This is a genomic window from Porcipelethomonas ammoniilytica (assembly GCF_025567485.1).
GTDB lineage: Bacteria > Bacillota > Clostridia > Oscillospirales > Ruminococcaceae > Porcipelethomonas > Porcipelethomonas ammoniilytica.
Window position 1 is genome coordinate 263,574 of the sequence record NZ_JAOQKH010000001.1, and the last position, 23,883, is coordinate 287,456.

Sequence of the window (23,883 nt, forward strand, 5' to 3'; positions counted from 1 at the left end):
CTTACAATGAAAAAATTAACAAGGGTTCTTGCCGCAGTAATGGCAATTCTTATATCAGCAGGTTCAACAGGCGTTTTTGCAGTAACAGCTGCGAAAGCACAAAAGGAAACTGTTTCTGTTTCACAGAATTCCGAAGAAAAAAGCAGCGACGTAATAAAAGAAGAAACGGTATACGTGGTAGCTGATTCACAAGGTAATAAAAAAAATGTTATCGTTAGCGACTGGTTAGATAACAAAAGCGGTCTTTCCAGCATTAAAGATAAATCCGAGCTTAGCAATATTGAAAATGTTAAAGGCGATGAAAGTTTCCATATAAACAATGGTGAAGTTGAATGGAATGCACAGGGAGAAGATATTTATTATCAGGGAACTACAGATAAAGAGCTGCCGGTTTCAGTAAAACTGACTTATTATCTTGACGGAAATGAAATATCATCTGATGAACTTTTAGGAAAAAGCGGCAGAGTTACAGTTCGTTATGATTATGAAAATAATCAAAAAGTAACGGTAAAATATAAAGGCAAAAATACGGATATGTATGTACCGTTTCTTATGATATCAGCATCCATACTTGACAGTGATAAATTCAGCAATATTGAAGTAACAAACGGACAGTATATTTCTGACGGTGAAAGATTTATTATTACAGGTATGGCAGTTCCCGGATTATCAGAAAGTCTTGGATTGGATAAGCAAAAGGATAGTGATATAAATATTCCGGATTATTTTGAATTTTCTGCTGATGTAACTGATTTTTCTATTTCAACTTCATTTACCGTTGCAACTAACGAATTATTTTCTGGTATAGATATGGATGATGTTAATGATATTGATGATTTAGATAAAAAAATAAGTGAAATGACCGATGCGGCCGAGAAGCTTACAGACGGTTCCTCAGAGCTTTATGATGGTATCAAATCTCTAATGGATGGTACTGGAACACTGGAAGACGGTATATCTCAGCTTTACAGCGGAACTTCTGAGCTTAACGACGGTGCTGGGGAGCTTGCATACGGTTCTGAAATACTTGAAAACGGCGTAGGTTCGGTATCTGATGGAGCAGCAGCGTTGTATGAAGGAATAAATTCTGCAAAAACTGGTTCAGAAAATCTTGCGGAAGGAGCTAAGAGTTTATCTGAGGGATTTTCACCTATATTGGATGGTGCTTCAGCTTTGAATGACGGTGTTGAAGCAGTTCTGGAAGGTTCTAAACAAGTAGAATCAGGAGCTAAAAGCTTGTCGGAGGGAACATCTCAGTTGGAAAATGGTTCAAAAACATTATCTGAATCAGCATCAAAATTAGATGATGGCGTATCCGCAGTACAAAACGGCGTTGAACAGCTTAAATCAGGAATGGAAGACGCCCTGGGCGGTATTGATCAGTTAAACAGCGGTGCAGAAAGTTTGTCAGGCGGTCTTGGAAATCTTTCGGATGGAATTGATCAGGCAAGTATTAGTCTTGACGAAACTATAAGCTATAATAGACAGGTTCTCGAAGGGCTAAAAGCGGTATATGAGCAGACACAAGATGAAAGTGTCGGTCAAATGATAGGTATTATGGAGCAGACTATTGCCGGACAGGAAGAAATTTCAGCTTCTATGAAAGACGGGGGCGCTTTAAAAGATGGTACGACTCAACTTATTGACGGAGCCTTTGCATTAAGTGATGGTATTGGTAATTTAGAGGAAGGATCATCAGCGCTTGCTGAAGGTGTAAATGACATTGATGAGGCTTTATCAAGTTTAAAAGAGGGAAGTACACAAATTAGTAAAGGCAGCGACACACTATATAATTCTGTAATTAAGGTAAATAAAGGTGCATCAGATTTAACTAATGGAACTAGCAATCTTACATCTGCTAATAATTCTTTAAAAGACGGTACTGAGGATTTAAAATCAGGAGTTAAACTTGCACAAGATGGTGCTGATTCGCTTTATGCCGGCGCTGATTCACTGAAAAGTGGTCTTTCTCAGCTTAAGGAAGGCGGAAAAAATTTAAAAAACGGTACTGATACGCTTTATAATTCCATTGGAGCTTTAACAAGCGGTGCAGCAGCAGTATATGAAGGCAGCGGAAGTCTTATGGATGGTATGTATTCACTTAAAAGCGGAGTTTCGGAATTCTCTGATGGAACTAAAAAGCTTGAAAGCGGTTCAAAGGAATTGAAAGAGGGAATGGAAAAGTTTAAAAAAGAAGGAGTAGATAAAATATCACATGTATATAATGATGATGTAAAAGAACTTATTGATAGAATTAAAAAGCTTACAGATCTTTCAAAAGAGTATAATAACTTCTCAGGAATTGAAAACAACATGGATGGTAAAGTAAAATTCATTTATACAATTGATGGTATTGAAGAATAAATATTAACATTATATTTTTAATGCCCTTTGAATCTGATTGATTCAAAGGGCATTTAGTTACTATAGATCTTGTAAATCTGCAGCCGGAATATCATTTTCAATATTATCTCTAGCAAGATCATTATCAATAACCGGATAAATTGGCGATATAGGTTTTTCATGATCGGATTTAATATTTTTTAAGGAAGTTGGTCTGGAGTGATATACTTTAAGTGATGGTGATGATGTTCCGGCTATGATAGGGTTAACATGTGTTTTACCGTGTTTAGCTTTACCTTGAATTTCCGGTACAGGTGAAACATCATTGTGTTTTTTTATATGTGTTCTTTCAGGACGTTTCATTCCTTGTTTTGACATATTTTATCACCTCAAATATATCATATCCATTTCATATAAATATATTCGGTTTTAGTTATAATTATCTCGATTCCTGTTATTTAAAACAAACATTATTACTGCTGATATAATTATAATAATATAGCCTATAATACTATACATATCAGGAATTTGCTGAAAAATAATCAGACCTAGTATTGCTGAAAAAATGATCTGAGTGTAATCATATACCGATATTTCTTTTGCTGGTGAACAGCGATATGCAGCAGTAATTGAAAACTGACCTGCGGCAGCCGTCAATCCTGCACATATTAGATAAATCATTTGTACTATAGTCATAGAATGAAAATTTATTAATAAATAGGGAAGTGTCACTAAACATGAAAATAAAGAAAAAAAGAATACAATAAACGTTCCATTTTCACCGTTTTGACCAAGATACCTAACCGTAGTATATGCAGCACCCGCTCCCATACCGCCTAAAAAACCGATAACGGCCGGAAAAAATTCCATACCTATAAATGTTGGTTTAATAATAAATAAACTTCCTAAAAAAGCAGAGATTACAATTATTACCTGAGTCAATGAAACCTTTTCTTTTAAAAATATTAAAGAAAAAATTATTGCAAAGAATGGTGACATTTTATTTAACATAGACGCATCAGACAAAACCATGTGGTCAACTGCATAAAAATTACATAATATTCCTATAGTTCCTGCAATTGAACGGATAAAATGAAATTTAAGATTTCCCTTATGCCACTTGATTTCTACTTTATTTTTCTTTAAAAGAACAAAAGCAAACATCAATGCAATAAGATTTCTAAAAAAACTTTTCTGAACTGTAGGTATATCGCCGGAAAGACGTACAAAAGTGTTCATTAGCGCAAAACAAAATGCAGATACAATTATATAAAATATCCCTAAGTATTTTCTATTTATTTTTATCATAATTTATGCCTTAACAGCTTTATGAAATACTTTTTTACCTTTTCTTATAATTATCTCATTTGACAAATCAATTTTTACAGTGGGATCAATTATTTTAGTATCATTAACAGAAATTCCTCCCTGCTGAACAAGTCTTCTTCCTTCCCCGTTAGAAGATGCAAGTCCTGTTTTTACAAGTAAAGTCAGTATTCCAATCTCATTGTTTTCCAGCTCATCTGCATTAATACTGGTAGTAGGCATATTTTCACTGTTTCCTGCACCGGAAAAAACATCTCTTGCGGCTTTAATACACTTATCGGCTTCTTCGCTGCCATGGACTAATTTGGTCAACTCATAAGCCAATATTTCTTTAGCCTTATTAAGCTCTGCACCTTTCATTGTTCTTTCCATATTTTCAATTTCTTCAATAGGTACAAAGGTCAGCATTTTAAGACACTTAATAACATCGTTGTCATCAACATTTCTCCAGTACTGGAAGAAATCATAAGGTGAAGTTTTTTCAGGATCAAGCCATACAGCGCCTTTTTCTGTTTTACCCATTTTTTTACCTTCAGAATTAAGCAGAAGAGTAATAGTCATTGCATAGGCGTCCTTACCAAGTTTCTTTCTGATAAGCTCCGTTCCGCCAAGCATATTAGCCCACTGATCGTCACCGCCGAACTGCATATTACAACCGTAATCTGTATAGAGCTTATAAAAGTCATAGCTTTGCATAATCATATAATTAAATTCAAGGAAAGTAAGACCTCTTTCCATTCTTTGCTTATAACACTCAAATGTAAGCATTTTATTAACACTAAAATGTGCTCCAACTTCACGCAAAATATCAACATAATTTAGATCAAGAAGCCAGTCACCGTTATTTACAACTAAAGCCTTTCCGTCTGAAAAGTCAATAAATCTGCTCATTTGTTTTTTAAAACATTCAACGTTATGATTTATTGTTTCTTTTGTCATCATTTTTCTCATATCAGTTTTTCCTGACGGATCACCTATCATTGCAGTACCGCCTCCAAGAAGAGCGATAGGTTTATTTCCTGCCATTTGAAGTCTTTTCATAAGGCACAGAGCCATAAAATGTCCAACATGAAGAGAATCGGCAGTAGGATCAAAACCAATATAGAATGTTGCTTTTCCATTGTTTATAAGTTCTTTGATTTCGTCTTCGTCAGTAAGCTGCGCTAAAAGACCTCTTCTTTTAAGTTCTTCAAATAATGTCATTTTTTCTAAATCCTTTCAATAATAAAATAAGTCCTCCAATGAGCATATACTCATCAGAGGACGATAATTTTTTACCGTGGTACCACCTCAGTTTATCGAATAAAAACCCGACCTTAAAACGCTTTAACGGGCGTACCCGAATAATCCTACTTTTATTTCAGATTATCAGTTCAGGGGCGTATTCGTCAGTTTATGAATATCCTTTTTCACCAACCAAGGATTCTCTGAAAATCATAGATAAAGACTACTATTCCCATCATTACTTTTTTATTATGTTAGCATATAAAACAGATATTGTCAAGATAACAAAAAATATTTTTTACTCAGACACCGTATATATTTCTATATTCTATCATTTTATCAAGATATTCTTTACCCGGAATTATATCATTTTTTATAGCGTCAATGATATCTTCCATTGTAACAATAGAGTATACATTTATACCAAAATCCTTCTTAACTTCCTGAACTGCCGATAATTCGCCCTTTCCTTTTTCCATTCTGTCAACCGAAATTATTAATGCTGTAATATCCACATCAGCTTGTTCTTTAAGAAGGGGTAAAACAGTTCTTATAGCAGTGCCTGCGGTAATTACATCTTCAATTATTGCGATTTTTTCACCATCTTCCATTTTACGTCCAACAATGACGCCGCCTTCACCATGGTCTTTAGCTTCTTTTCTGTCAAAAGCATAATTTACATCAATACCGTATTTATTAAACAAAGCAATACTGCATGCAGTTGCAAGGGGAATACCCTTATATGCAGGTCCAAAAAGTGTATCAACCTGAACATTATTTTCTTTAATACATTGAGCATAATATTCTCCAAGACGTGCCAGCTGCGCACCGGTGTTATAGTTTCCGGTATTTACAAAATACGGAGCTTTTCTTCCGCTTTTAAGAGTAAAATCGCCAAAAGTAAGAACTCCGCTTTCTACCATAAATTTAATAAAGCTTTCTTTGTAATTCATATTTAGTCCTCCATTTATGTATAATTAATACGGTAATTACCGTATTAATTAATATTTTCAAGTTCTGACAGCCAAACATTAACTGATGCGTCACTTGGCATTCTGAAATCACTTCTGGGCGATAAGGCAACGCTTCCTATCTTTGGACCATCCGGAAGACAAGAACGTTTAAATTGCTGTGAAAAGAAACGTTTATAAAATATTTTTTCCCATTTTAATATGGTATTTTCATCGTATTGTCCCTTAAATGCCAAAAGAGCGATTCTAAATATTTTTTCAGGTGAAAACCCGAATCTGACCATGTAATAAAGAAAAAAATCATGTAATTCATAAGGTCCTACCAGATCTTCAGTTTTTTGAGAAATAATACCATTTTCATCAGGCGGAAGCAATTCAGGACTTACCGGGGTATCCAAAATGTCATATAGAGTGTTTTTTAATTCGTTTTCGGAACAATCCGCTTCATACTTGACCAGATATCTAACTAGGGTTTTAGGAATAGATGCATTCACCGCATACATTGACATATGATCGCCATTGTATGTTGACCAGCCAAGTGCAAGTTCAGATAAATCGCCTGTCCCGATGACCAATCCATTATTTTGATTGGCAATATCCATTAATATCTGTGTTCTTTCTCTTGCCTGAGAATTTTCATAGGTAACATCATGATTATTAATGTCGTGACCAATATCTGAAAAATGTTGAATTACGCTGTTTCTAATATTTATCTCTTTAAGTGTTGCTCCGTATTGTTCAGCAAGCTTGCATGCATTGCTGTAAGTTCGATCTGTAGTACCGAAACAAGGCATTGTCACAGCAATAATATCCTTTGGATTTAAATTAAGGTGTTTAAATGCGTTTACGGTTACAATAAGGGCAAGAGTTGAGTCAAGTCCGCCGGATAATCCTATAATTGCATTATTACAATTAGTATGTTTAATTCTCTTAGCAAGACCGATTGACTGCATAGCCGATATCTCTTTACATCTAGAGTGAATATCTTCGACAGATAACGGAACAAATGGGGTAGGAGAGATTTTATTATTTATTTGTACATCATGCATTTTAATGTCAAATGGAATTTTAATATATTTTTCGTTCTCCATTAATGATGATTTCTGAAATGTATTTGAACGTTTTCTTTCTGATTCAATTTTTTGAAGATCTGTATCAAAAATAATTATTCCATTGGAAAATCTTTCTGATTCAACTGATAATGCTCCATTTTCCGATATAATACTATGTCCTGAATAAACCATGTCTGTTGTTGATTCGCCTATACCAGCATTGGCATACATATAAGTGCACAGTAAACTTCCTGATTGTGCTTTAACTATAATTCTTCTGTAATCTGATTTTCCGATTATATCATTACTCGCAGATAAATTTACAATAATGTTAGCGCCTTCTTTAGCGAGCATAATGGAAGGAGAATCTGTAACCCACAAATCTTCACAGATTTCAATTCCAAAAATAAATTCAGGCATATTCTTACAATTAAAAATATAGTTTGTTCCTATAGGAACAGACTTACCATAAAATATAGTTTGAGAATTTTTTATACCCGGAGTAAAATGTCTTGCTTCATAAAATTCAGAATAGTTTGGAATATTTTTTTTAGTAATTAAAGCTAACAACTTTCCCTTTTGAAAAACAGCAGCGCAATTATAAATTTTACCTTCAAAAGAATAAGGAAGACCGACAATATTTATCATATCGTAATCAGCGGTATCGTTTATAATTTTATTTAAAGAAAGAGCGGCTGAATCAAGTAAAGCTTTTTGAAAAAACAAATCACCGCAGGTATATCCGGTTATAGAAAGTTCCGGAAAAGAACACAGCATAACCCCGGCTTCATGTGCATCTTTTATCATATTTATAATACAACCTGCATTATATTCACAATCTGCAACTTTTAAATCCGGAGTAGCGCATGCAATTTTAACAAAACCATGTTTCATATTGGATACCTCTTAATAAATTCAATAATCATATATATTATAACCTAAATAAAAACAATATGCAAGAAAAAATTAACTTTTATTTGTATAATTTTAAAGATTTTTTAAATTTAACAAATAAAATAATCTCTGCAATTTTTATATATATTGTTTTTAAACATAACCATAAGACTATAAAGCACGCTGGAATAATTATTATATCTCCATATTTAGTATAAAATGTTATATTACTATTTGTATAAATATCAGCTGAAACAGTGTCAGAACAATTTATATTTGTTTTTTCAATTACTTCGCCATTTGCAGATATGACAGAAGATACCCCTGTATTTGTACAGTTAATTACATATTTTTTATTTTCAACTGCTCTTAAAATTGAATGTGAATGGTGTTGGTAAAGAGGTATCTTTCTTCCAAGCCAAGAATCGTTTGTCAGTATAACAATTGCTTCAGCGCCTAGAGCCGAATTTTTAGATATATGATCCGGAAATATTGATTCAAAACAAATACCGCATCCTAATTTACCTATTTCTGTTTCAATTAAAATTGATTCATCTCCTTTAGTAAATGGATTTGATATAAATTGAATATTACTTTCAGTAAAAAATGGATTATATTCTCCGAACGGTACTAAAATTTGTTTAAAATATATTTTTGAATATTGTTTATTGGGGTACGCTGCCGCACAGGCATTATATTGGTATTCTCCTTTATTGTACTGAGCGCCGAATAATATAGTTATATTTTTTTCATTACAAAATTCAAAAAGCTTTTGTTTTAATAAATTATTTTCAAATATACCTCTTGATAATGCAGTTTCAGGATAAATAACTAATTTAGTGTTATTATCTAAATTTTTATCCGTCAATTTTAAATATTTATCTAAAATGTCTTCCGGCGCTGTATTCCATTTTTCTTTTTTTGAAAAATTACCCTGTACCAATAAAACATTTTCAGCTTCACTGTTATTTTGTGTACCTTGAATAATTATTTCTCCAGCAATAGTATTTAACAAATATATATTTAATGCAAAAATTAAAAATATATATGATTTTTTCTTTTTATAAATAAAAAAACAAGCAATCATAAAATTAATTAATAATATTAGGAAAGTAATAAATAATCCGCCTAGAATACTTGCAGTTTGTATAAATTTTATATCTTTAACAACAATATTGCATAGTCTGTTCCAGGGAAATGCAAATGGGACGAATTGTCCTTGCAGCCATTCTCCAAATATATATAAAAAACTTAAAATTAAAATATCTGTAAATATATAATTTGTATTTTTATAAATAGTAAATGGAAGTATAAATATTATTGATAATAAAATTGAAATAATTAATAGTAAAATAACTGATATAATAATTCCTAAATACTTATTTTCAAAATAATTAACTCCAATTGATAAAATCCATATGTCTGAAATACAATAAAATATAAATGTAAAATTAAACAAAATTAATTTCGTATGGCATTTATATTTTAAAATTACATAAAAAACCGGTGAAATAGAAAAAAATATGGCAAACCATAAACAATTAATATTAAATGACAATGCTGATATTAGTCCAGACAACGCAGATATGCAAATACATTTATTCTTATTCATTTTAAAATCCTGTTTTTATAAAGTCATAAAATTATATTTTCAAAAAAAATAAAAAATATTCTTTATTGTTTGTTGTTTTAATTAATTATAATATTTAGATAAAAGCAAAAATCCTCTTGCAATTTTGTGAAAATTGTTGTATTATATTATAGTATTGTTAGGTGTTAGGAGCTTTTACATGGAATTGATTTCAATTATTGTCCCTTGTTATAATGAACAGGAAGTTCTTCCGATGTTCTACGATGAGATTACAAAAACTATGAATGACATGAAAGTTGGTAATTCTCAGCTGGATTTTGAATTGTTATTTATAAATGACGGTTCAAAAGATAATACTTTAAATATGCTTAGGGAATTAGCTTATAAGGATAAACATGTCCGTTATATTTCTTTTTCCCGAAATTTTGGCAAAGAAGCAGGAATGTATGCCGGTCTTGAAAATTCAAAAGGTGATTATGTGGTTATTATGGACGCTGACTTGCAGCATCCTCCTGCATATATTCCCAAAATGTATGATTATGTTAAAAATCATGGATATGACTGTGCTACTACACGCAGAATAAACAGAAAAGGCGAATCTAAAATACGTTCATGGTTTGCAAGAAAATTCTATAAAATCATGAATAAAATTTCCCAGACTGAAATAGTAGACGGCGCTCAGGATTTTAGATTTATGACGCGTCAGATGGTTGATTCAATATTGTCTATGAAAGAATATAATCGCTTTTCAAAGGGAATTTTCAGCTGGGTAGGATTTAATGTCAAGTATATAGAATATGAAAATGTTGAAAGAGCTGCGGGTACTACAGCCTGGTCATTCAGTAAGTTATTCTCATATTCACTTGAAGGTATTTTTGCTTTTTCAACTGCGCCGCTTGCTTTGGCTTCTCTTCTCGGCATATTAAGCTGTCTGATTGCATTTATAATAATTATTGCCATTGTTATTAAAACGCTTGTATTTGGAGAAGATGTTCAGGGGTACCCGACTATTGTTTGTGCAATTTTCTTTGTGGGCGGTTTACAGCTTTTTTGTATAGGTATTCTTGGACAATATTTATCTAAAACTTATCTTGAAACTAAGCAAAGACCAGTGTATTTGATAAAGGAAACTGAACAATTTGTAAAAGATAAAAATGAAAAAGATTAATAAAATAAATATCAGTGACAAAAACAATAAAATGAACTGGCATATAAAATTAATGTTTATTTTTTTGTTCTGTACTTTAGTTGTTATGTTAGCGGCATTAATTAAATTTTATTATGATGTTAATAAAGAAAATAATCAGGCTTATCTGGATTCAAATATTATTACTGATCTCAGTACTGATAAAACTAACTATAAAATTATTAGAAATGACGATGGTATGTTGGGTATTGTTGATAGTGAAGGCAGGTCGGTTATTGAGCCGCAATGGGATAACATTTATATTCTGAATTCAAATCGATTTGCCGTTCAAAAAAAGATAAATGACGTTCTTAAAATGGGTATAATCGATAGTGATGAAAATTATATTACTCCATTTATTTATACCAAATTTATTTCTGTCGATAACGATTATTTAATAGGTTATTTTGAAAATGAAACGGGCTTTTCTGTGTTTGATACATGCGGTAACTTAATTACTGATAAAAAATGGTTGAAATATCAATATGATAAAGACAATAAAAAATTAACTTTATCAAATGATTCTGGAGACTATATTTTCTTAAATGATAATAATAAAATAATATGTTCGGAAATTAAATTCTCACGAAAAATAAAATCAGAAATTAATATTACATTTGATGTTAATAATGCTGAATTAATAGAGCAGACAAATTCAGATGATTTATTTGATATTTTTAATATCATGTGCACATATTTTGAGGCTCTTACCTCAAATAATATGGAGGAAATTAAAAAGATAACCAATGATCAATACTATTCGTCTCTTTCACTAAATAATTTTTTTAATAATTGTGAAATTAAAAATATATCAAATGTAAAAATTGAAAAGTTTATTTCGGAAGAATATACATATATCTTATCTGTAGAAGTAATTTATGATTATAAGAATCATGAAAAAAATATAAAAAATTTAAAATCTTTATTGTCGCTGATGGTTATTAAAGACGGCGATTCAATGATATTAAAAAGTATTAATAAAGAAGAATTATAAAATGGAAAAGGTGATTAAATTATGAGTAAAAAAGTTGCTGTTATTATGGGGAGCGACAGCGATCTTCCCGTTGTTAAACAAGCTGTTCAAAAACTTAAGGAATTTAATGTTCCGTTTGAAGTGCATGTAATGTCAGCACACCGTACTCCTGAAGATGCGGCTGAATTTTCCAAGCATGCTCAGGAAAACGGTTTTGGAGTAATAATATCCGCAGCCGGTAAAGCAGCGCATTTGGGGGGAGTTTTAGCAGCTCATACAACGCTTCCTGTAATTGGAATTCCAATAAAATCATCAACCTTAGACGGTCTTGACGCTTTACTTTCAACTGTTCAGATGCCAAGCGGCATACCTGTAGCAACTGTGGCAATTGACGGTGCGGTAAACGCTGCGATTCTTGCTGTACAGATTCTTGCATTATCTGATAAAGAATTATCAGATAAACTTGTTGATATGAAAAAACAAATGTCAGAATCAGTTAAAGCTAAAGATAAAAAAATTTCTCAGGAAATAAATAATTTAATTTAATTTGGAGGAAAGTTAAATGGAAAATATTGTTAGAACAGAACAGCTTTATGAAGGCAAAGCCAAAAAGGTTTTTGCAACAAATAATGACAACTATGTTATTGTCGATTACAAAGATGATGCTACAGCATTCAACGGTGAAAAAAAAGGTACCATAAATAATAAAGGGGTCATTAATAATAGGGTGACTAATCATCTTATGAAACTTCTAGAAAAAAATGGTATACCTACTCATCTTGTCGAAGAAATTTCAGACCGTGAAACAATTGTAAAACGTGTAACAATCGTACCTCTCGAAGTAATAGTAAGAAATATAGCCGCAGGCTCACTGTCCAAAAGAATAGGTTTAGACGAGGGTATAAAACTAAACAAAACAGTTTTAGAATACTGTTATAAAGATGATGATCTTGGAGATCCAATGGTAAATGAATATCATATAATGGCAATGGAATGGTGTACAAAAGATGAATTGGATTTGATTGCATCTTACGCACTTAAAATTAATGATATACTCTCTGAATATTTAAAGGATCTTAATATTGAATTAATTGATTTTAAGCTGGAATTCGGCAAGACATCTGACGGCACTATTGTACTGGCAGATGAAATTTCTCCTGACACATGCCGTTTCTGGGACAGCGTTACTCATGAAAAGCTTGATAAGGACAGATTCAGAAGAAATATGGGCGGCGAGGAAGACGCATATAAAGAAATTATGAAAAGACTTCTGGGAGAATAATTTTTTCATCTGAATGGAGTAAAATTTATGTTTGATCAAATAAAAGAAGAATGCGGCGTATTCGGTATATACAGTAAAGATACTATGGATGTCGCATCTCAGACATACTTTGCATTATATGCTTTACAACACCGAGGACAGGAAAGCTGCGGAATTGTTGTAAATGACAAAGGTATTTTGTCATATCATAAAGATCTTGGTCTTGTTCCTGATGTTTTTAATGAAGGGAATCTGAGAAAACTTGGTATGGGTAACATAGCTATAGGACATGTAAGATATTCTACTACGGGTAAATCCAATCGATCAAATGCTCAGCCTTTAGTTGTCAGGCACATAAAAGGACCTATGGCTATAGCTCACAATGGAAATCTTGTCAATGCAAGAGATTTACGTGAAAAATATGAATTAAACGGCGGAATATTTCACAATACAAATGATACTGAAGTAATTTCATATGCAATAACAGAACAAAGGTTAATTCAGCCGTCTATTGAAAAAGCAGTTGAACAGGCTATGTATAAGTTTAAGGGAGCATATTCTCTTGTTATCATGTCTCCTAAAAAACTCATAGCTGCAAGAGATCCTCAGGGATTCAGACCGCTTTGTATGGGTGAAACGGAAACGGGCGCTATTGTTTTTGCTTCTGAAAGCTGTGCTTTGGACAGCATTGGTGCACGATTTATCAGAGATGTTGAACCGGGAGAGATTATCATTGTTGATAAAAACGGAGCGCATTCTTTAAAAACCCATTGTGGTCAAAAAACCTCCATGTGTGTATTTGAATATGTGTATATTGCACGTCCCGACTCTGTTATTGAAGGTTCGAGCGTACACCAGGCAAGATTAAACGCAGGAAAAAAATTATGGCAGGAATCTCCGGTAGAAGCGGATGTTGTTGTGGGTGTTCCGGACAGTGGTCTTGACGCTGCTTTGGGATTTTCAATGGCGTCCGGAATACCATACGGCGTTGGATTTATAAAAAATCGGTATGTCGGCAGAACTTTTATTCAGCCTAGCCAGTCTCAGCGGTCTAATTCGGTTAGAATAAAACTGAATGTAATTAAAGATGTTGTCAAAGGAAAAAGGGTAGTATTGATTGATGATAGTATTGTACGCGGCACAACAAGTGCAAGAATAGTTAATCTTATACGTGAAGCCGGAGCAACAGAAGTTCATATGCGTATATCCAGTCCGCCGTTTACAAATCCATGTTACTTTGGCATTGACATCGACAGTAAAGAAAATTTAATTGCCTGTCAGATGAGTATTGAGGAAATTGCAAAAGAAATAGGCGCCGATTCATTGGGATATCTAAGTATTGAAGGGGTTAAAAATATTGCTGAAAATGCAAAATGTAATTTCTGTACAGGATGCTTTACGGGAGAATATCCTATAAGAGTTCCTAAAGAAATGCCCAAAGATAAATTTGAACGTAAAATTGACGAATAAATAAATTTTTGGAGGATCATTTAATGAAAAGCTTTTCTGAAAGTTATAAAAAGGCCGGTGTTGATGTTACAGCTGGTTACAAAGCTGTTGAACTGATGAAAGTTCATGTTCAAAAAACTATTACAGACGGCGTTATATCCGGTATCGGTGGTTTTGGAGGCTTATTTGAGCCTGACCTGACAGGTATAAAAAAACCTGTATTTGTTTCAGGTACAGACGGCGTCGGCACCAAATTAAAAATTGCTTTTTTAATGGACAAGCATGATACAATTGGTATTGATTGTGTTGCTATGTGCGTCAACGATATAATTTGCTGTGGTGCAAAACCTCAGTTTTTCCTTGATTATATTGCTGTCGGTAAAAATTATCCTGAAAAGGTAGCAGAAATAGTATCCGGCATCGCAGACGGATGTGTACAGTCAGGATGTGCGCTTATCGGCGGCGAAACAGCTGAAATGCCGGGTTTTTATCCTGTTGATGAGTATGATGTAGCAGGATTTGCAGTAGGGGTTGTAGACAAGGAAAAAATACTGAAGCCGGAAACTCAAAAAGCTGGGGATATATTGATTGCAATAAAATCCAGCGGAGTACATTCTAATGGTTTTTCATTAATAAGAAAAGTTTTTACGGTCAATGAACAAACTCTGGCAAGACATTTCTCTGATCTTGGAACAACACTTGGCGATTCTTTACTCACGCCTACAAAAATTTATGTAAAACCAATTCTTTCATTACTTGAACAAGTTAATGTTAAAGCAATTTCTCATATTACAGGCGGAGGATTTTATGAAAATATTCCCCGTTCACTGCCAAAAGGTATATCTGCACAAATCTGCAGAAATAATGTTCAGATTCTTCCTATATTCGACTTGATTGCAAGAACAGGTCATATTCCGGAAAGAGACATGTTTAATACGTTTAATATGGGTGTGGGAATGACTGTATCTGTTGATAAAAATAATGCTGATAAAGCGGTTGAAATTTTAAATAATTCAGGTGTTGAAGCATATATTTTAGGCGAACTGGTTAATAGCGATGAAGGTGTTATTATTAATTAAGCGAGGTAAATTATGAATATATCAGATAAGCCCTTGAAAAATATTATTGTTTTAGTTTCCGGAGGAGGAACTAATTTACAGGCGCTTATTGACGCTCAGAATAATGGACAAATTATCGGCGGCAAAATATCGTGTGTAATTTCATCAAATCCCAATGCATACGCATTGGTAAGAGCAAAAGAAAACGGTATTCCTACCAGAATAATTCCAAGAAAATCATATAAAGATAATAAAAGCTACAGCGAGGCAGTCTTGGAAGCCCTCTATGAAGAATATGCTGATTTAATTGTTCTTGCAGGATTTATGACTATTCTTGATAAAAGTATCGTTAAGGCTTATCCTTATAAAATAATAAATGTTCATCCTGCTTTGATACCATCATTCTGCGGTCAAGGATTTTATGGTTTAAAAGTACATGAAGAAGCATTAAAATATGGAGTTAAAATAAGCGGAGCTACTGTGCATTTTGTAAATGAAATTGCAGACGCAGGCGCTATCATTATGCAGAAAGCAGTTGCTGTTAAAAATGATGATACTCCGGAAAAACTTCAAAAGCGTATTATGCAGGAAGCAGAATGGAAAATTCTTCCTGAAACTGTTTCGTTATTTTGTCAGGATAGAATTGAAATTAATAATGGCAAAGCATACATAAAGGAAGATTAAGTTAAAAAACAATATTTCTGTACTTAAAGCAAATTATATATACATTTATTTTGAAATAACAAAGAAGGGAATATTATGAATAAAATTGATATTGCAATGGAACTCACCGGTAATTCTTACCCGGGGAGAGGAATCATAATCGGAAAATCTGAAAATGGTAAAAATGCGGTTACAGCATATTTTATAATGGGACGCAGTGAAAACAGCCGTAACAGAGTATTTGTAGAAGATGGCGAAGGTATTAGGACGCAGGCATTTGATCCGGAAAAATTGTCTGATCCTAGTCTTATAATTTATTCTCCTGTAAGAGTATTGGGAAATAAAACCATAGTAACAAACGGTGATCAAACAGATACCATTTATGATTTAATGAATAATCAGCTTACTTTTGAACAGGCTTTGCGAACAAGAGAGTTTGAACCTGACGCTCCAAACTATACTCCAAGAATTTCGGGTATAATAAAGGTTGAACCAAATAAAACTTTCAACTATGCGCTTTCAATTTTAAAAAGTGCTGACGGAAATCCGGAATCCTGCAGCAGATTTACATTCTCATATAATAATCCAATAAATGGTGAAGGACACTTTATCCATACATATATGAGTGATGGTAATCCTCTTCCGAGTTTTGAAGGAGAACCAAAGCTTATTTCAATTCCTGATAGTATAGAAGAATTTTCTCAATTACTATGGAATAACTTAAATTCTGATAATAAAGTTTCGTTATTTATCAGATTTATAAATTTAGAAACCGGAAAATATGAATCAAAAATAATTAATAAAAATTGTTAGGAGAAGTTTTATGTCTGCTGAAATGTTTTTAAAGTATGGATGTAATCCAAATCAGAAGCCTTCTAAAATTTATATAAATAATGGTGAATTACCTATAACGGTATTAAACGGTAATCCGGGATATATTAATTTATTGGACGCTTTTAATGGCTGGCAATTGGTAAAAGAACTTAAAGAAGCAACCGGATTATGTGCCGCAACTTCATTTAAACATGTATCTCCTGCCGGAGCAGCTGTGGGTATTCCTTTGGATGAAACTCTGAAAAAAGTTTATTTTGTTGATGATCTTGAAGATCTTTCACCAATGGCATGTGCTTATGCAAGAGCCAGAGGCGCTGACAGAATGTCTTCATACGGCGATTTTGTTGCGTTATCTGATACCTGTGACGTACCAACTGCTAAAATGCTTCAGCGAGAAGTCTCTGACGGCATTATTGCTCCTGATTATACAGATGAAGCATTAGAAATTTTAAAGTCCAAGAGAAAAGGCACATATAATATAATAAAAATTGATCCTAATTATGTTCCGGAAGAAATTGAAACTAAACAGGTTTTCGGAATAACATTTGAACAGGGAAGAAATAATTTAAAAATTAATAATGAACTTCTTCAAAATATTGTTACCGATAATAAAGAGATTCCTGAAGATAAAAAACGTGATTTGCTTATATCGCTAATCACATTAAAATATACACAGTCTAATTCAGTTTGTTACGTAAAGAACGGACAGGCAATCGGTATCGGTGCCGGTCAACAGTCAAGAATTCATTGTACCAGATTGGCAGGCAATAAAGCAGATATATGGTGGCTGCGTCAGTCTCCACAGGTTTTGAATCTGAAATTTGTTGATAATATCAGAAGACCTGATCGCGACAATGCTATTGATGTTTATATTTCCGATGAATATATGGATGTTTTAGCTGACGGTGCATGGCAAAATATTTTTAAGGAAAAACCACCGGTATTTACTAAGGGCGAACAAAAAGAATGGCTTGAAAAAAATACTGATGTATGCCTTGGTTCCGATGCATTTTTCCCATTCGGCGATAATATTGAACGAGCTAAAAAAAGCGGTGTATTATATATTGCAGAACCAGGAGGTTCTATAAGAGACGACAATGTAATTGAAACCTGCAATAAATATAATATGGCTATGGCTTTTACAGGAATACGTCTTTTCCATCATTAATTTTTTTAAGTTATATAATTAATATGTTAAGGAGATAAAATATGAACGTATTGGTTGTCGGCGGCGGCGGCAGGGAACATGCAATTATAATGAAACTTGCTGAAAGTCAAAAAATTAATAAATTATACTGTACCCCGGGAAACGGTGGTATAAAGAAATATGCACAATGCTTTTCAGTTAATGCAACCGATATAGACGGTGTTGTAAAGCTTGCTAAAGAATTATCTGTTGATATGGTTGTTGTTGCTCCGGACGATCCACTAGTTCTCGGTATGGTTGATGCATTAAAAGCCGAAGGCATTAAAGCTTTCGGACCTAATAAAGCAGCAGCTATTATTGAAGGCAGTAAAGTTTTTTCAAAAGATCTTATGAAAAAATATGGTATACCTACAGCTAAATATGAAATTTTTTCAAATTCAGCTGCGGCAATAGAATATTTAAAAAATGAAAATAAATATCCTGCTGTTATTAAAGCAGATGGATTGGCCTTAGGTAAGGGAGTCATAATTGCTCAGAATTTTGATGAGGCAAAAGACGCTGTAATATCTATTATGGAAGATCAGATTTTTGGAAAAAGCGGTTCTAATATTGTTATAGAAGAATTTTTAACAGGTCCGGAAGTATCTGTATTGTGTTTTACAGACGGTAAGACAATTTCACCTATGGTATCTTCTATGGATCATAAACGTGCACTGGATAATGATGAAGGATTAAATACCGGCGGAATGGGAACTGTTGCACCAAATCCATATTATACAAAAAACATTGCTGATGTGTGTATGAAGTCAATTTTTATCCCTACAATTAAAGCAATGTCAAAAGAAAACAGAACATTTAAAGGCTGTCTTTATTTTGGTTTAATGATAACAGAAAACGGTCCAAAGGTAATTGAATATAATTGCCGTTTTGGAGATCCGGAAACTCAGGTTGTTCTTCCTTTACTTGACACCGATTTAGTTGATATAATTAATGCTGTTATAAATGAAACATTAGATCAATTAGATATTAAATGGAAAAATCAATCTGCCGCATGTATTATTATGGCAAGCGGGGGATATCCTAAAAAATATGAAACAGGAGTTGAAATAACCGGTTTGGACGAAAAGGGACAATTAAATAATTCTTTGGTTTTTCATGCAGGTACAAAGCTTGAAAATCAAAAATTTTATACATCCGGCGGAAGAGTATTAGGAGTTACTGCGATATCAGATAAGCTGAATGTCGCACTTGATATTGCATATAATTCTGTTTCTAAAATACATTTTGATAAAATGCACTATAGAAAAGATATTGGTCAGAAAGCATTAAAATCAAATAAAATACAGGAAGAATTAATATGTTACTAAATAGATTTTTACCTAGAATAGAATTTGATAATTATGAAGATTTTAAAGAAAACTATAAAGTAAATGTACCTGAAAATTTTAATTTTGGTTATGATATTGTTGATGAATGGGCTAAACAGGAACCGGAAAAATTAGCTTTAGTATGGTGTAATGATCATAATGAGGAATATAAATTTACATTTACTGATATATCTAAATTGTCAAATAAAGCGGCAAACTATTTCAAAAGTATAGGTATAAGCAAGGGTTCCGTTGTAATGCTTATTTTACGCAGAAGATGGGAATATTGGATATGTGCTGTTGCTCTTCATAAAATAGGTGCAATAGTTATACCTGGTTCTTTACAGCTTACAGCTAAAGATATAGTATACAGAGGAAACGCTGCTGAAATTACTGCTATAGTCAGTATAAATGATGATTTTGTAATTAATCAAATAGAATCTGCTGACTGTGATATACCGTCGTTAAAGCATAAAATTGTTGTAGGAGAAAAATATAGTACATGGGATTATTTTGAAGATGAAATTCAGAAATTCTCAGATATATTTGAACGTCCTGTTAATGAAGAAGCAAATAAATGGGACGATACAATGCTTATTTATTTTACTTCCGGTACTACTGGTATGCCTAAAATGGTTAAACATAACTTTGCGCATCCTTTAGGTCATATAGTAACTGCAAAATATTGGCAGCAAGTACAGGAAAATAAACTTCATATGAGTGTTTCGGACTCAGGTTGGGCAAAATTTGGCTGGGGAAAAATATATGGACAATGGATTTGCGGAGCAGTAATTTTTTGTTATGATATGGATAAATTTATTCCGCTTAAACTGCTTGAAAAAATAACCGAATATAAAGTTACTACTTTTTGTGCTCCTCCTACTATGTTTAGATTTATGTTACAGGAAGATGTTTCAAAGTTTGATTTATCAAATATAAAAACATGCTGTATTGCAGGCGAACCTTTAAATCCGCAGGTATTCAATGATTGGTATAAATTAACCGGATTAAAACTTCGTGAAGGTTTCGGTCAAACGGAAGGAACTGTTTTAATTGCTAATTTTAAATGGATGGAACCATCGGCAGGTTCTACCGGAAAACCATCACCTTTGTATGATATACGGCTTATTAACAATGATGGAAATGACTGCAAACCGGGTGAAGAAGGAACAATTGTAATTTATGGGGTCAATAAAAAGCTTCCTATAGGATTATTTACAGGTTATTATCATAATCCTGAACTAACTGATAAAGCTCTTGGCGGGGAATATTATGACACCGGCGATATGGCTGTGCGTGATGAAAACGGATATTATTGGTTTATGGGCAGAAATGATGATGTAATAAAATGTTCCGGTTACCGCATAGGTCCATTTGAAGTAGAAAGCGCAATGATAGAACATCCATCGGTAGTCGAATGTGCAATAACTTCTGCTCCGGATCCGATTCGCGGTCAAGTAGTAAAAGCAACAGTTGTGTTAGCTAAAGAATATACTCCTAGCGAAGAACTAACTAAAGAATTACAAGAACATGTAAAGCGTACTACAGCGCCTTATAAATATCCAAGAATTATTGAATATGTTAATGAATTGCCAAAAACTATTGGCGGCAAAATAAAACGTAAAGAAATTAGAATGCAGGATAATAGCAAATGATAAAAACCCGGAGGAATTTATGAATGAACGATTGCCTTTTCTTCAGCAAAAGACGTCCAAATTGACAATTTCGCCGGGTGTTTATTTAATGAAGAATAAAAATAACGATATTATATATATAGGTAAAGCTAAAAATTTAAAAAACCGAGTAAGCAGTTACTTTAGACATAATTCGAGTCATACACCAAAGGTTTTACACATGGTTGAAAATGTTTATGATTACGATTTTATTGTAACTGACAGTGAATATGAAGCATTGATTTTGGAATGCAGTTTAATTAAACAGCATAAACCTAAGTATAATATATTGCTTAAGGATGATAAAGGATACTTTTATATTAAAATTTCGAATGATTTGTACCCGAAAATTACTGCTGAAAAAAATGTAGATAAAACTGGTGAATTCTTTGGTCCATATACAAGTTCTTTTATTGCTACTCAAACTGTAGATGAAGTCAATAAAGTATTTAAATTACCAACCTGTAAATACAAATTTAATGAAAAAAGAAAACCTATGAGACCTTGTCTAAATTATCATATAAATCAATGCATAGGTCTTTGTCATAATGATATTACTCCAGAAGAATTTAATGAAATTATTAATCAAGCTAAATCATATATTCAAAATGGAAATAATTTATCAATAAAGAAGCTTCAATTGCAAATGGATAAAGCATCTGAAAACTTGGACTTTGAAAAAGCAGCAAGAATAAGAGATAGAATCAATGCTATTACAAAATCTAATCAAAAACAAAAAATATTTGATATAGATCTAAAAAGCTGTGATTTTATTGCTTCATCCCAAAGTTCCAATGGAATTTGCATTTCTTTATTAATTTATAGAAATGGGCGTCTTTTTGATAAATTGATTTTTTCATATTGTAATGAAGAGTGCGATGAAAATTATTTAGAATCATTTTTGATAATGTACTATACTTCTCAGGATAATATTCCTAAAAATATAGTTCTTGAGGAAAAAATTGAAAATGTAGAATTAATAAAAAAAGTGCTATGTGATAAATGTAATCATAACATTAAATTTTCATTTCCTCAAAAAGGTAACTTATTAAAATATATTATGATGGCAAAATCAAATGCTGAAGAGTATTTATCTGTCCAAAATGGGAGAACCAGAAAAGAAATATCAGCACTTGAAGAATTATCCAAAATTTTAGGTTTGAAAAAACCTCCTGAATACATAGAAGCATATGATATTTCTAATTTATCATCATCTTCAATGGTTGCAGGAATGGTTGTGTTTAAAAATGGACGTCCATTTAAAAAAGCATATAAGCGATTTGCCATAAAAGACAACCTTATTCAAAACGACTATGCATGTATGCAGGAAGTTATCGAAAGGCGATTTAATGAATATTTGCATGGAAATGACAGTGGGTTCATTACACTACCAGATTTAATTTTACTTGACGGTGGCAAAGGACATGTTAATGCAGTATTACAGACAATAAAAAAATTTAATTTAGATATTCCGATATATGGTCTTGTTAAGGACAATAAACACAGAACGCGAGCTATAGCTACAGGCGGCAGTGAAATATCTGTCTCGAAAAAATCTCAAGCGTTTATTTTGATGACAAAAATTCAGGATGAAGTTCACAGATTTGCAATATCATATATGAAAACGAAACATACAAAAAATAGTTTCAGTTTTGAATTAACAAAAGTAAAAGGCATAGGATCAAAAAAAGCTCAAAAACTTATTTTGGAGTTTAAAACTAAGGAAAATTTAAAAAAAGCTAGTCCAGAGGAATTATCTAAAATAGCAGGTGTAAATAGTAACATTGCCGAAGAGTTATACAACCTGATTCAAAATTTATAAAGTAGGTGAAATGATGAGAGTTATCACAGGAATAGCAAAAGGTATAAGACTGGAAACTATGGAAGGTTTGGATGTACGTCCCACAACTGATAAGGTTAAAGAAGCTATATTTTCATCAATTCAGTTTGAATTATATAATTCAGATGTTCTGGATTTATTTGCCGGCAGCGGCCAGTTGGGAATTGAAGCGCTAAGCAGGGGAGCACAGTCGGCAGTATTTATTGATAATTCTAAAAAATCCATTGAACTTGTCAAAAAAAATCTTGAAAAAACAAAACTTATTAAACAAGCTCAGATATTTCAAATGAATAGTTATGATTTTCTTAAACAAACAAATAAAAAATTTGATTTTATTTTTCTGGATCCCCCATATAATAAAGGAATATTAACTGAAATATTGCCATTATTGTCTGATAAATTAAATTATAATGGTAAGATTATCTGTGAATATGAACAAAATTTGATTTTACCTGAAAAAATTGTAGATTTAATATTGAAAAAAAATTATAAATATGGTAAAATAAATATATCAATGTTTTGTCGTTATGGAGAGGATGAATAAATTGAAAAGAATAGCTGTTTGTCCGGGAAGTTTTGATCCTATAACTTTTGGACATATTGATATAATTAAAAGAGCATCACAGCTATTTGATGAAGTTGTTGTTTTAATTTCAGTCAATACAGTTAAATCACCCAGTTTTACTGAATCGGAACGTATGATGATGATAAAAAAAAATACTAGTGAATTTGGTAATGTTGTTATTGACGTTCTGGATGGTCTTTTAGCTGATTATGTAAAGAAAATTGGCGCAGTTGCAATTGTTAAAGGTCTTAGAGCTGTTAGTGACTTTGAATATGAATTTCAGATGGCTCTTGCAAATAAAAAACTATACAATGGCGCTGAAACAGTATTTCTAACAACTTCAACGGAAAATATGTACTTAAGTTCAAGCGTTGTTAAGCAAATTGCTTATTTTGGCGGTGACATAAGTCATTTCGTACCTGAAAACGTGCTTGATTTTATAAGAAAAAGGCTTATAAAGGAGTAA

General features: G+C 32.5%; 21 protein-coding genes and 1 other annotated feature. Of the genes, 15 read left to right on the plus strand and 6 right to left on the minus strand.

Annotation, left to right across the window (positions count from 1 at the left end; all coding sequences use genetic code 11):
- The first annotated feature begins 6 nt into the window (after positions 1-6).
- Complete coding sequence (locus OCV67_RS01210; protein ID WP_147642028.1) at positions 7-2,364, plus strand: methyl-accepting chemotaxis protein; 2,358 nt, start codon at positions 7-9, stop codon at positions 2,362-2,364.
- A gap of 60 nt (positions 2,365-2,424) precedes the next feature.
- Here OCV67_RS01210 and OCV67_RS01215 read toward each other — a convergent pair whose 3' ends face one another.
- From OCV67_RS01215 to lnt, 6 genes are all read right to left on the minus strand, one after another.
- Positions 2,425-2,721, minus strand: a complete 297-nt coding sequence (locus OCV67_RS01215) for a hypothetical protein (protein ID WP_147642029.1) — start codon at positions 2,719-2,721, stop codon at positions 2,425-2,427.
- 51 nt (positions 2,722-2,772) lie between these two features.
- On the minus strand, positions 2,773-3,651 hold the full coding sequence (locus tag OCV67_RS01220; RefSeq protein WP_178084952.1) for a DMT family transporter: 879 nt from the start codon (positions 3,649-3,651) through the stop codon (positions 2,773-2,775).
- 3 nt (positions 3,652-3,654) lie between these two features.
- Positions 3,655-4,872, minus strand: a complete 1,218-nt coding sequence (gene tyrS, locus OCV67_RS01225) for a tyrosine--tRNA ligase (RefSeq protein ID WP_147642030.1) — start codon at positions 4,870-4,872, stop codon at positions 3,655-3,657.
- A gap of 53 nt (positions 4,873-4,925) precedes the next feature.
- Positions 4,926-5,141 (minus strand) — a binding site (T-box leader).
- A 54-nt stretch (positions 5,142-5,195) separates the two neighbouring features.
- The gene (gene pyrE, locus OCV67_RS01230; protein ID WP_147642031.1) at positions 5,196-5,846 is read right to left on the minus strand and encodes an orotate phosphoribosyltransferase; all 651 of its coding nucleotides are present in this window, start codon (positions 5,844-5,846) and stop codon (positions 5,196-5,198) included.
- A gap of 44 nt (positions 5,847-5,890) precedes the next feature.
- Positions 5,891-7,810 (minus strand): NAD(+) synthase, encoded by a 1,920-nt coding sequence (locus tag OCV67_RS01235; RefSeq protein ID WP_147642032.1) that lies wholly within the window; start codon positions 7,808-7,810, stop codon positions 5,891-5,893.
- A 79-nt stretch (positions 7,811-7,889) separates the two neighbouring features.
- The gene (gene lnt, locus OCV67_RS01240) at positions 7,890-9,422 is read right to left on the minus strand and encodes an apolipoprotein N-acyltransferase (RefSeq protein ID WP_147642033.1); all 1,533 of its coding nucleotides are present in this window, start codon (positions 9,420-9,422) and stop codon (positions 7,890-7,892) included.
- 178 nt (positions 9,423-9,600) lie between these two features.
- Between lnt and OCV67_RS01245 the strand changes: the two genes are divergently transcribed.
- The 14 genes from OCV67_RS01245 to coaD all read left to right on the plus strand — a co-directional run bounded on the left by OCV67_RS01245 (position 9,601) and on the right by coaD (position 23,883).
- Complete coding sequence (locus OCV67_RS01245) at positions 9,601-10,569, plus strand: glycosyltransferase family 2 protein (protein ID WP_147642034.1); 969 nt, start codon at positions 9,601-9,603, stop codon at positions 10,567-10,569.
- Positions 10,556-11,581, plus strand: a complete 1,026-nt coding sequence (locus OCV67_RS01250; protein ID WP_147642035.1) for a WG repeat-containing protein — start codon at positions 10,556-10,558, stop codon at positions 11,579-11,581. Before OCV67_RS01245 ends, OCV67_RS01250 begins: the two co-directional genes overlap by 14 nt.
- Before the next feature lie 21 nt (positions 11,582-11,602).
- Entirely contained in the window at positions 11,603-12,106 is a 504-nt protein-coding gene (gene purE / locus OCV67_RS01255) for a 5-(carboxyamino)imidazole ribonucleotide mutase (RefSeq protein ID WP_147642036.1), read from the plus strand.
- Between the two features lie 16 nt (positions 12,107-12,122).
- On the plus strand, positions 12,123-12,842 hold the full coding sequence (purC, locus tag OCV67_RS01260; RefSeq protein ID WP_317235024.1) for a phosphoribosylaminoimidazolesuccinocarboxamide synthase: 720 nt from the start codon (positions 12,123-12,125) through the stop codon (positions 12,840-12,842).
- Positions 12,843-12,869: 27 nt separating this feature from the next.
- On the plus strand, positions 12,870-14,291 hold the full coding sequence (gene purF / locus OCV67_RS01265; RefSeq protein WP_147642037.1) for an amidophosphoribosyltransferase: 1,422 nt from the start codon (positions 12,870-12,872) through the stop codon (positions 14,289-14,291).
- Positions 14,292-14,314: 23 nt separating this feature from the next.
- Positions 14,315-15,349 carry a phosphoribosylformylglycinamidine cyclo-ligase gene (gene purM / locus OCV67_RS01270; protein ID WP_147642038.1) on the plus strand — a complete coding sequence of 345 codons (1,035 nt, stop codon included), beginning with the start codon at positions 14,315-14,317 and terminating at the stop codon, positions 15,347-15,349.
- Between the two features lie 33 nt (positions 15,350-15,382).
- The gene (purN, locus tag OCV67_RS01275; protein ID WP_147642107.1) at positions 15,383-16,012 is read left to right on the plus strand and encodes a phosphoribosylglycinamide formyltransferase; all 630 of its coding nucleotides are present in this window, start codon (positions 15,383-15,385) and stop codon (positions 16,010-16,012) included.
- Between the two features lie 75 nt (positions 16,013-16,087).
- Positions 16,088-16,804 (plus strand): IMP cyclohydrolase, encoded by a 717-nt coding sequence (locus tag OCV67_RS01280; RefSeq protein ID WP_147642039.1) that lies wholly within the window; start codon positions 16,088-16,090, stop codon positions 16,802-16,804.
- Positions 16,805-16,814: 10 nt separating this feature from the next.
- Positions 16,815-17,993 carry a phosphoribosylaminoimidazolecarboxamide formyltransferase gene (locus tag OCV67_RS01285; protein ID WP_147642040.1) on the plus strand — a complete coding sequence of 393 codons (1,179 nt, stop codon included), beginning with the start codon at positions 16,815-16,817 and terminating at the stop codon, positions 17,991-17,993.
- Positions 17,994-18,034: 41 nt separating this feature from the next.
- Complete coding sequence (gene purD / locus OCV67_RS01290; RefSeq protein ID WP_147642041.1) at positions 18,035-19,339, plus strand: phosphoribosylamine--glycine ligase; 1,305 nt, start codon at positions 18,035-18,037, stop codon at positions 19,337-19,339.
- A complete protein-coding gene (locus OCV67_RS01295) occupies positions 19,330-20,994 on the plus strand; it encodes an AMP-binding protein (protein WP_178084953.1) in 1,665 nt (554 codons plus the stop codon). The genes purD and OCV67_RS01295 overlap by 10 nt, the downstream gene beginning before the upstream one ends.
- Before the next feature lie 19 nt (positions 20,995-21,013).
- Positions 21,014-22,834 (plus strand): excinuclease ABC subunit UvrC, encoded by a 1,821-nt coding sequence (gene uvrC / locus OCV67_RS01300; protein ID WP_147642043.1) that lies wholly within the window; start codon positions 21,014-21,016, stop codon positions 22,832-22,834.
- 10 nt (positions 22,835-22,844) lie between these two features.
- Positions 22,845-23,396 (plus strand): 16S rRNA (guanine(966)-N(2))-methyltransferase RsmD, encoded by a 552-nt coding sequence (rsmD, locus tag OCV67_RS01305; RefSeq protein ID WP_262644146.1) that lies wholly within the window; start codon positions 22,845-22,847, stop codon positions 23,394-23,396.
- Complete coding sequence (coaD, locus tag OCV67_RS01310) at positions 23,389-23,883, plus strand: pantetheine-phosphate adenylyltransferase (RefSeq protein WP_176828003.1); 495 nt, start codon at positions 23,389-23,391, stop codon at positions 23,881-23,883. Before rsmD ends, coaD begins: the two co-directional genes overlap by 8 nt.

What these genes read in the sequence shown, in the direction of transcription:
- OCV67_RS01210 (WP_147642028.1), top strand. Translation starts at nt 7, where the DNA reads ATGAAAAAATTAACAAGGGTTCTTGCCGCAGTAATGGCAATTCTTATA.
- OCV67_RS01215 (WP_147642029.1), bottom strand. Translation starts at nt 2,721, where the DNA reads ATGTCAAAACAAGGAATGAAACGTCCTGAAAGAACACATATAAAAAAA.
- OCV67_RS01220 (WP_178084952.1), bottom strand. Translation starts at nt 3,651, where the DNA reads ATGATAAAAATAAATAGAAAATACTTAGGGATATTTTATATAATTGTA.
- tyrS (WP_147642030.1), bottom strand. Translation starts at nt 4,872, where the DNA reads ATGACATTATTTGAAGAACTTAAAAGAAGAGGTCTTTTAGCGCAGCTT.
- pyrE (WP_147642031.1), bottom strand. Translation starts at nt 5,846, where the DNA reads ATGAATTACAAAGAAAGCTTTATTAAATTTATGGTAGAAAGCGGAGTT.
- OCV67_RS01235 (WP_147642032.1), bottom strand. Translation starts at nt 7,810, where the DNA reads ATGAAACATGGTTTTGTTAAAATTGCATGCGCTACTCCGGATTTAAAA.
- lnt (WP_147642033.1), bottom strand. Translation starts at nt 9,422, where the DNA reads ATGAATAAGAATAAATGTATTTGCATATCTGCGTTGTCTGGACTAATA.
- OCV67_RS01245 (WP_147642034.1), top strand. Translation starts at nt 9,601, where the DNA reads ATGGAATTGATTTCAATTATTGTCCCTTGTTATAATGAACAGGAAGTT.
- OCV67_RS01250 (WP_147642035.1), top strand. Translation starts at nt 10,556, where the DNA reads ATGAAAAAGATTAATAAAATAAATATCAGTGACAAAAACAATAAAATG.
- purE (WP_147642036.1), top strand. Translation starts at nt 11,603, where the DNA reads ATGAGTAAAAAAGTTGCTGTTATTATGGGGAGCGACAGCGATCTTCCC.
- purC (WP_317235024.1), top strand. Translation starts at nt 12,123, where the DNA reads ATGGAAAATATTGTTAGAACAGAACAGCTTTATGAAGGCAAAGCCAAA.
- purF (WP_147642037.1), top strand. Translation starts at nt 12,870, where the DNA reads ATGTTTGATCAAATAAAAGAAGAATGCGGCGTATTCGGTATATACAGT.
- purM (WP_147642038.1), top strand. Translation starts at nt 14,315, where the DNA reads ATGAAAAGCTTTTCTGAAAGTTATAAAAAGGCCGGTGTTGATGTTACA.
- OCV67_RS01280 (WP_147642039.1), top strand. Translation starts at nt 16,088, where the DNA reads ATGAATAAAATTGATATTGCAATGGAACTCACCGGTAATTCTTACCCG.
- OCV67_RS01285 (WP_147642040.1), top strand. Translation starts at nt 16,815, where the DNA reads ATGTCTGCTGAAATGTTTTTAAAGTATGGATGTAATCCAAATCAGAAG.
- purD (WP_147642041.1), top strand. Translation starts at nt 18,035, where the DNA reads ATGAACGTATTGGTTGTCGGCGGCGGCGGCAGGGAACATGCAATTATA.
- OCV67_RS01295 (WP_178084953.1), top strand. Translation starts at nt 19,330, where the DNA reads ATGTTACTAAATAGATTTTTACCTAGAATAGAATTTGATAATTATGAA.
- uvrC (WP_147642043.1), top strand. Translation starts at nt 21,014, where the DNA reads ATGAATGAACGATTGCCTTTTCTTCAGCAAAAGACGTCCAAATTGACA.
- rsmD (WP_262644146.1), top strand. Translation starts at nt 22,845, where the DNA reads ATGATGAGAGTTATCACAGGAATAGCAAAAGGTATAAGACTGGAAACT.
- coaD (WP_176828003.1), top strand. Translation starts at nt 23,389, where the DNA reads ATGAATAAATTGAAAAGAATAGCTGTTTGTCCGGGAAGTTTTGATCCT.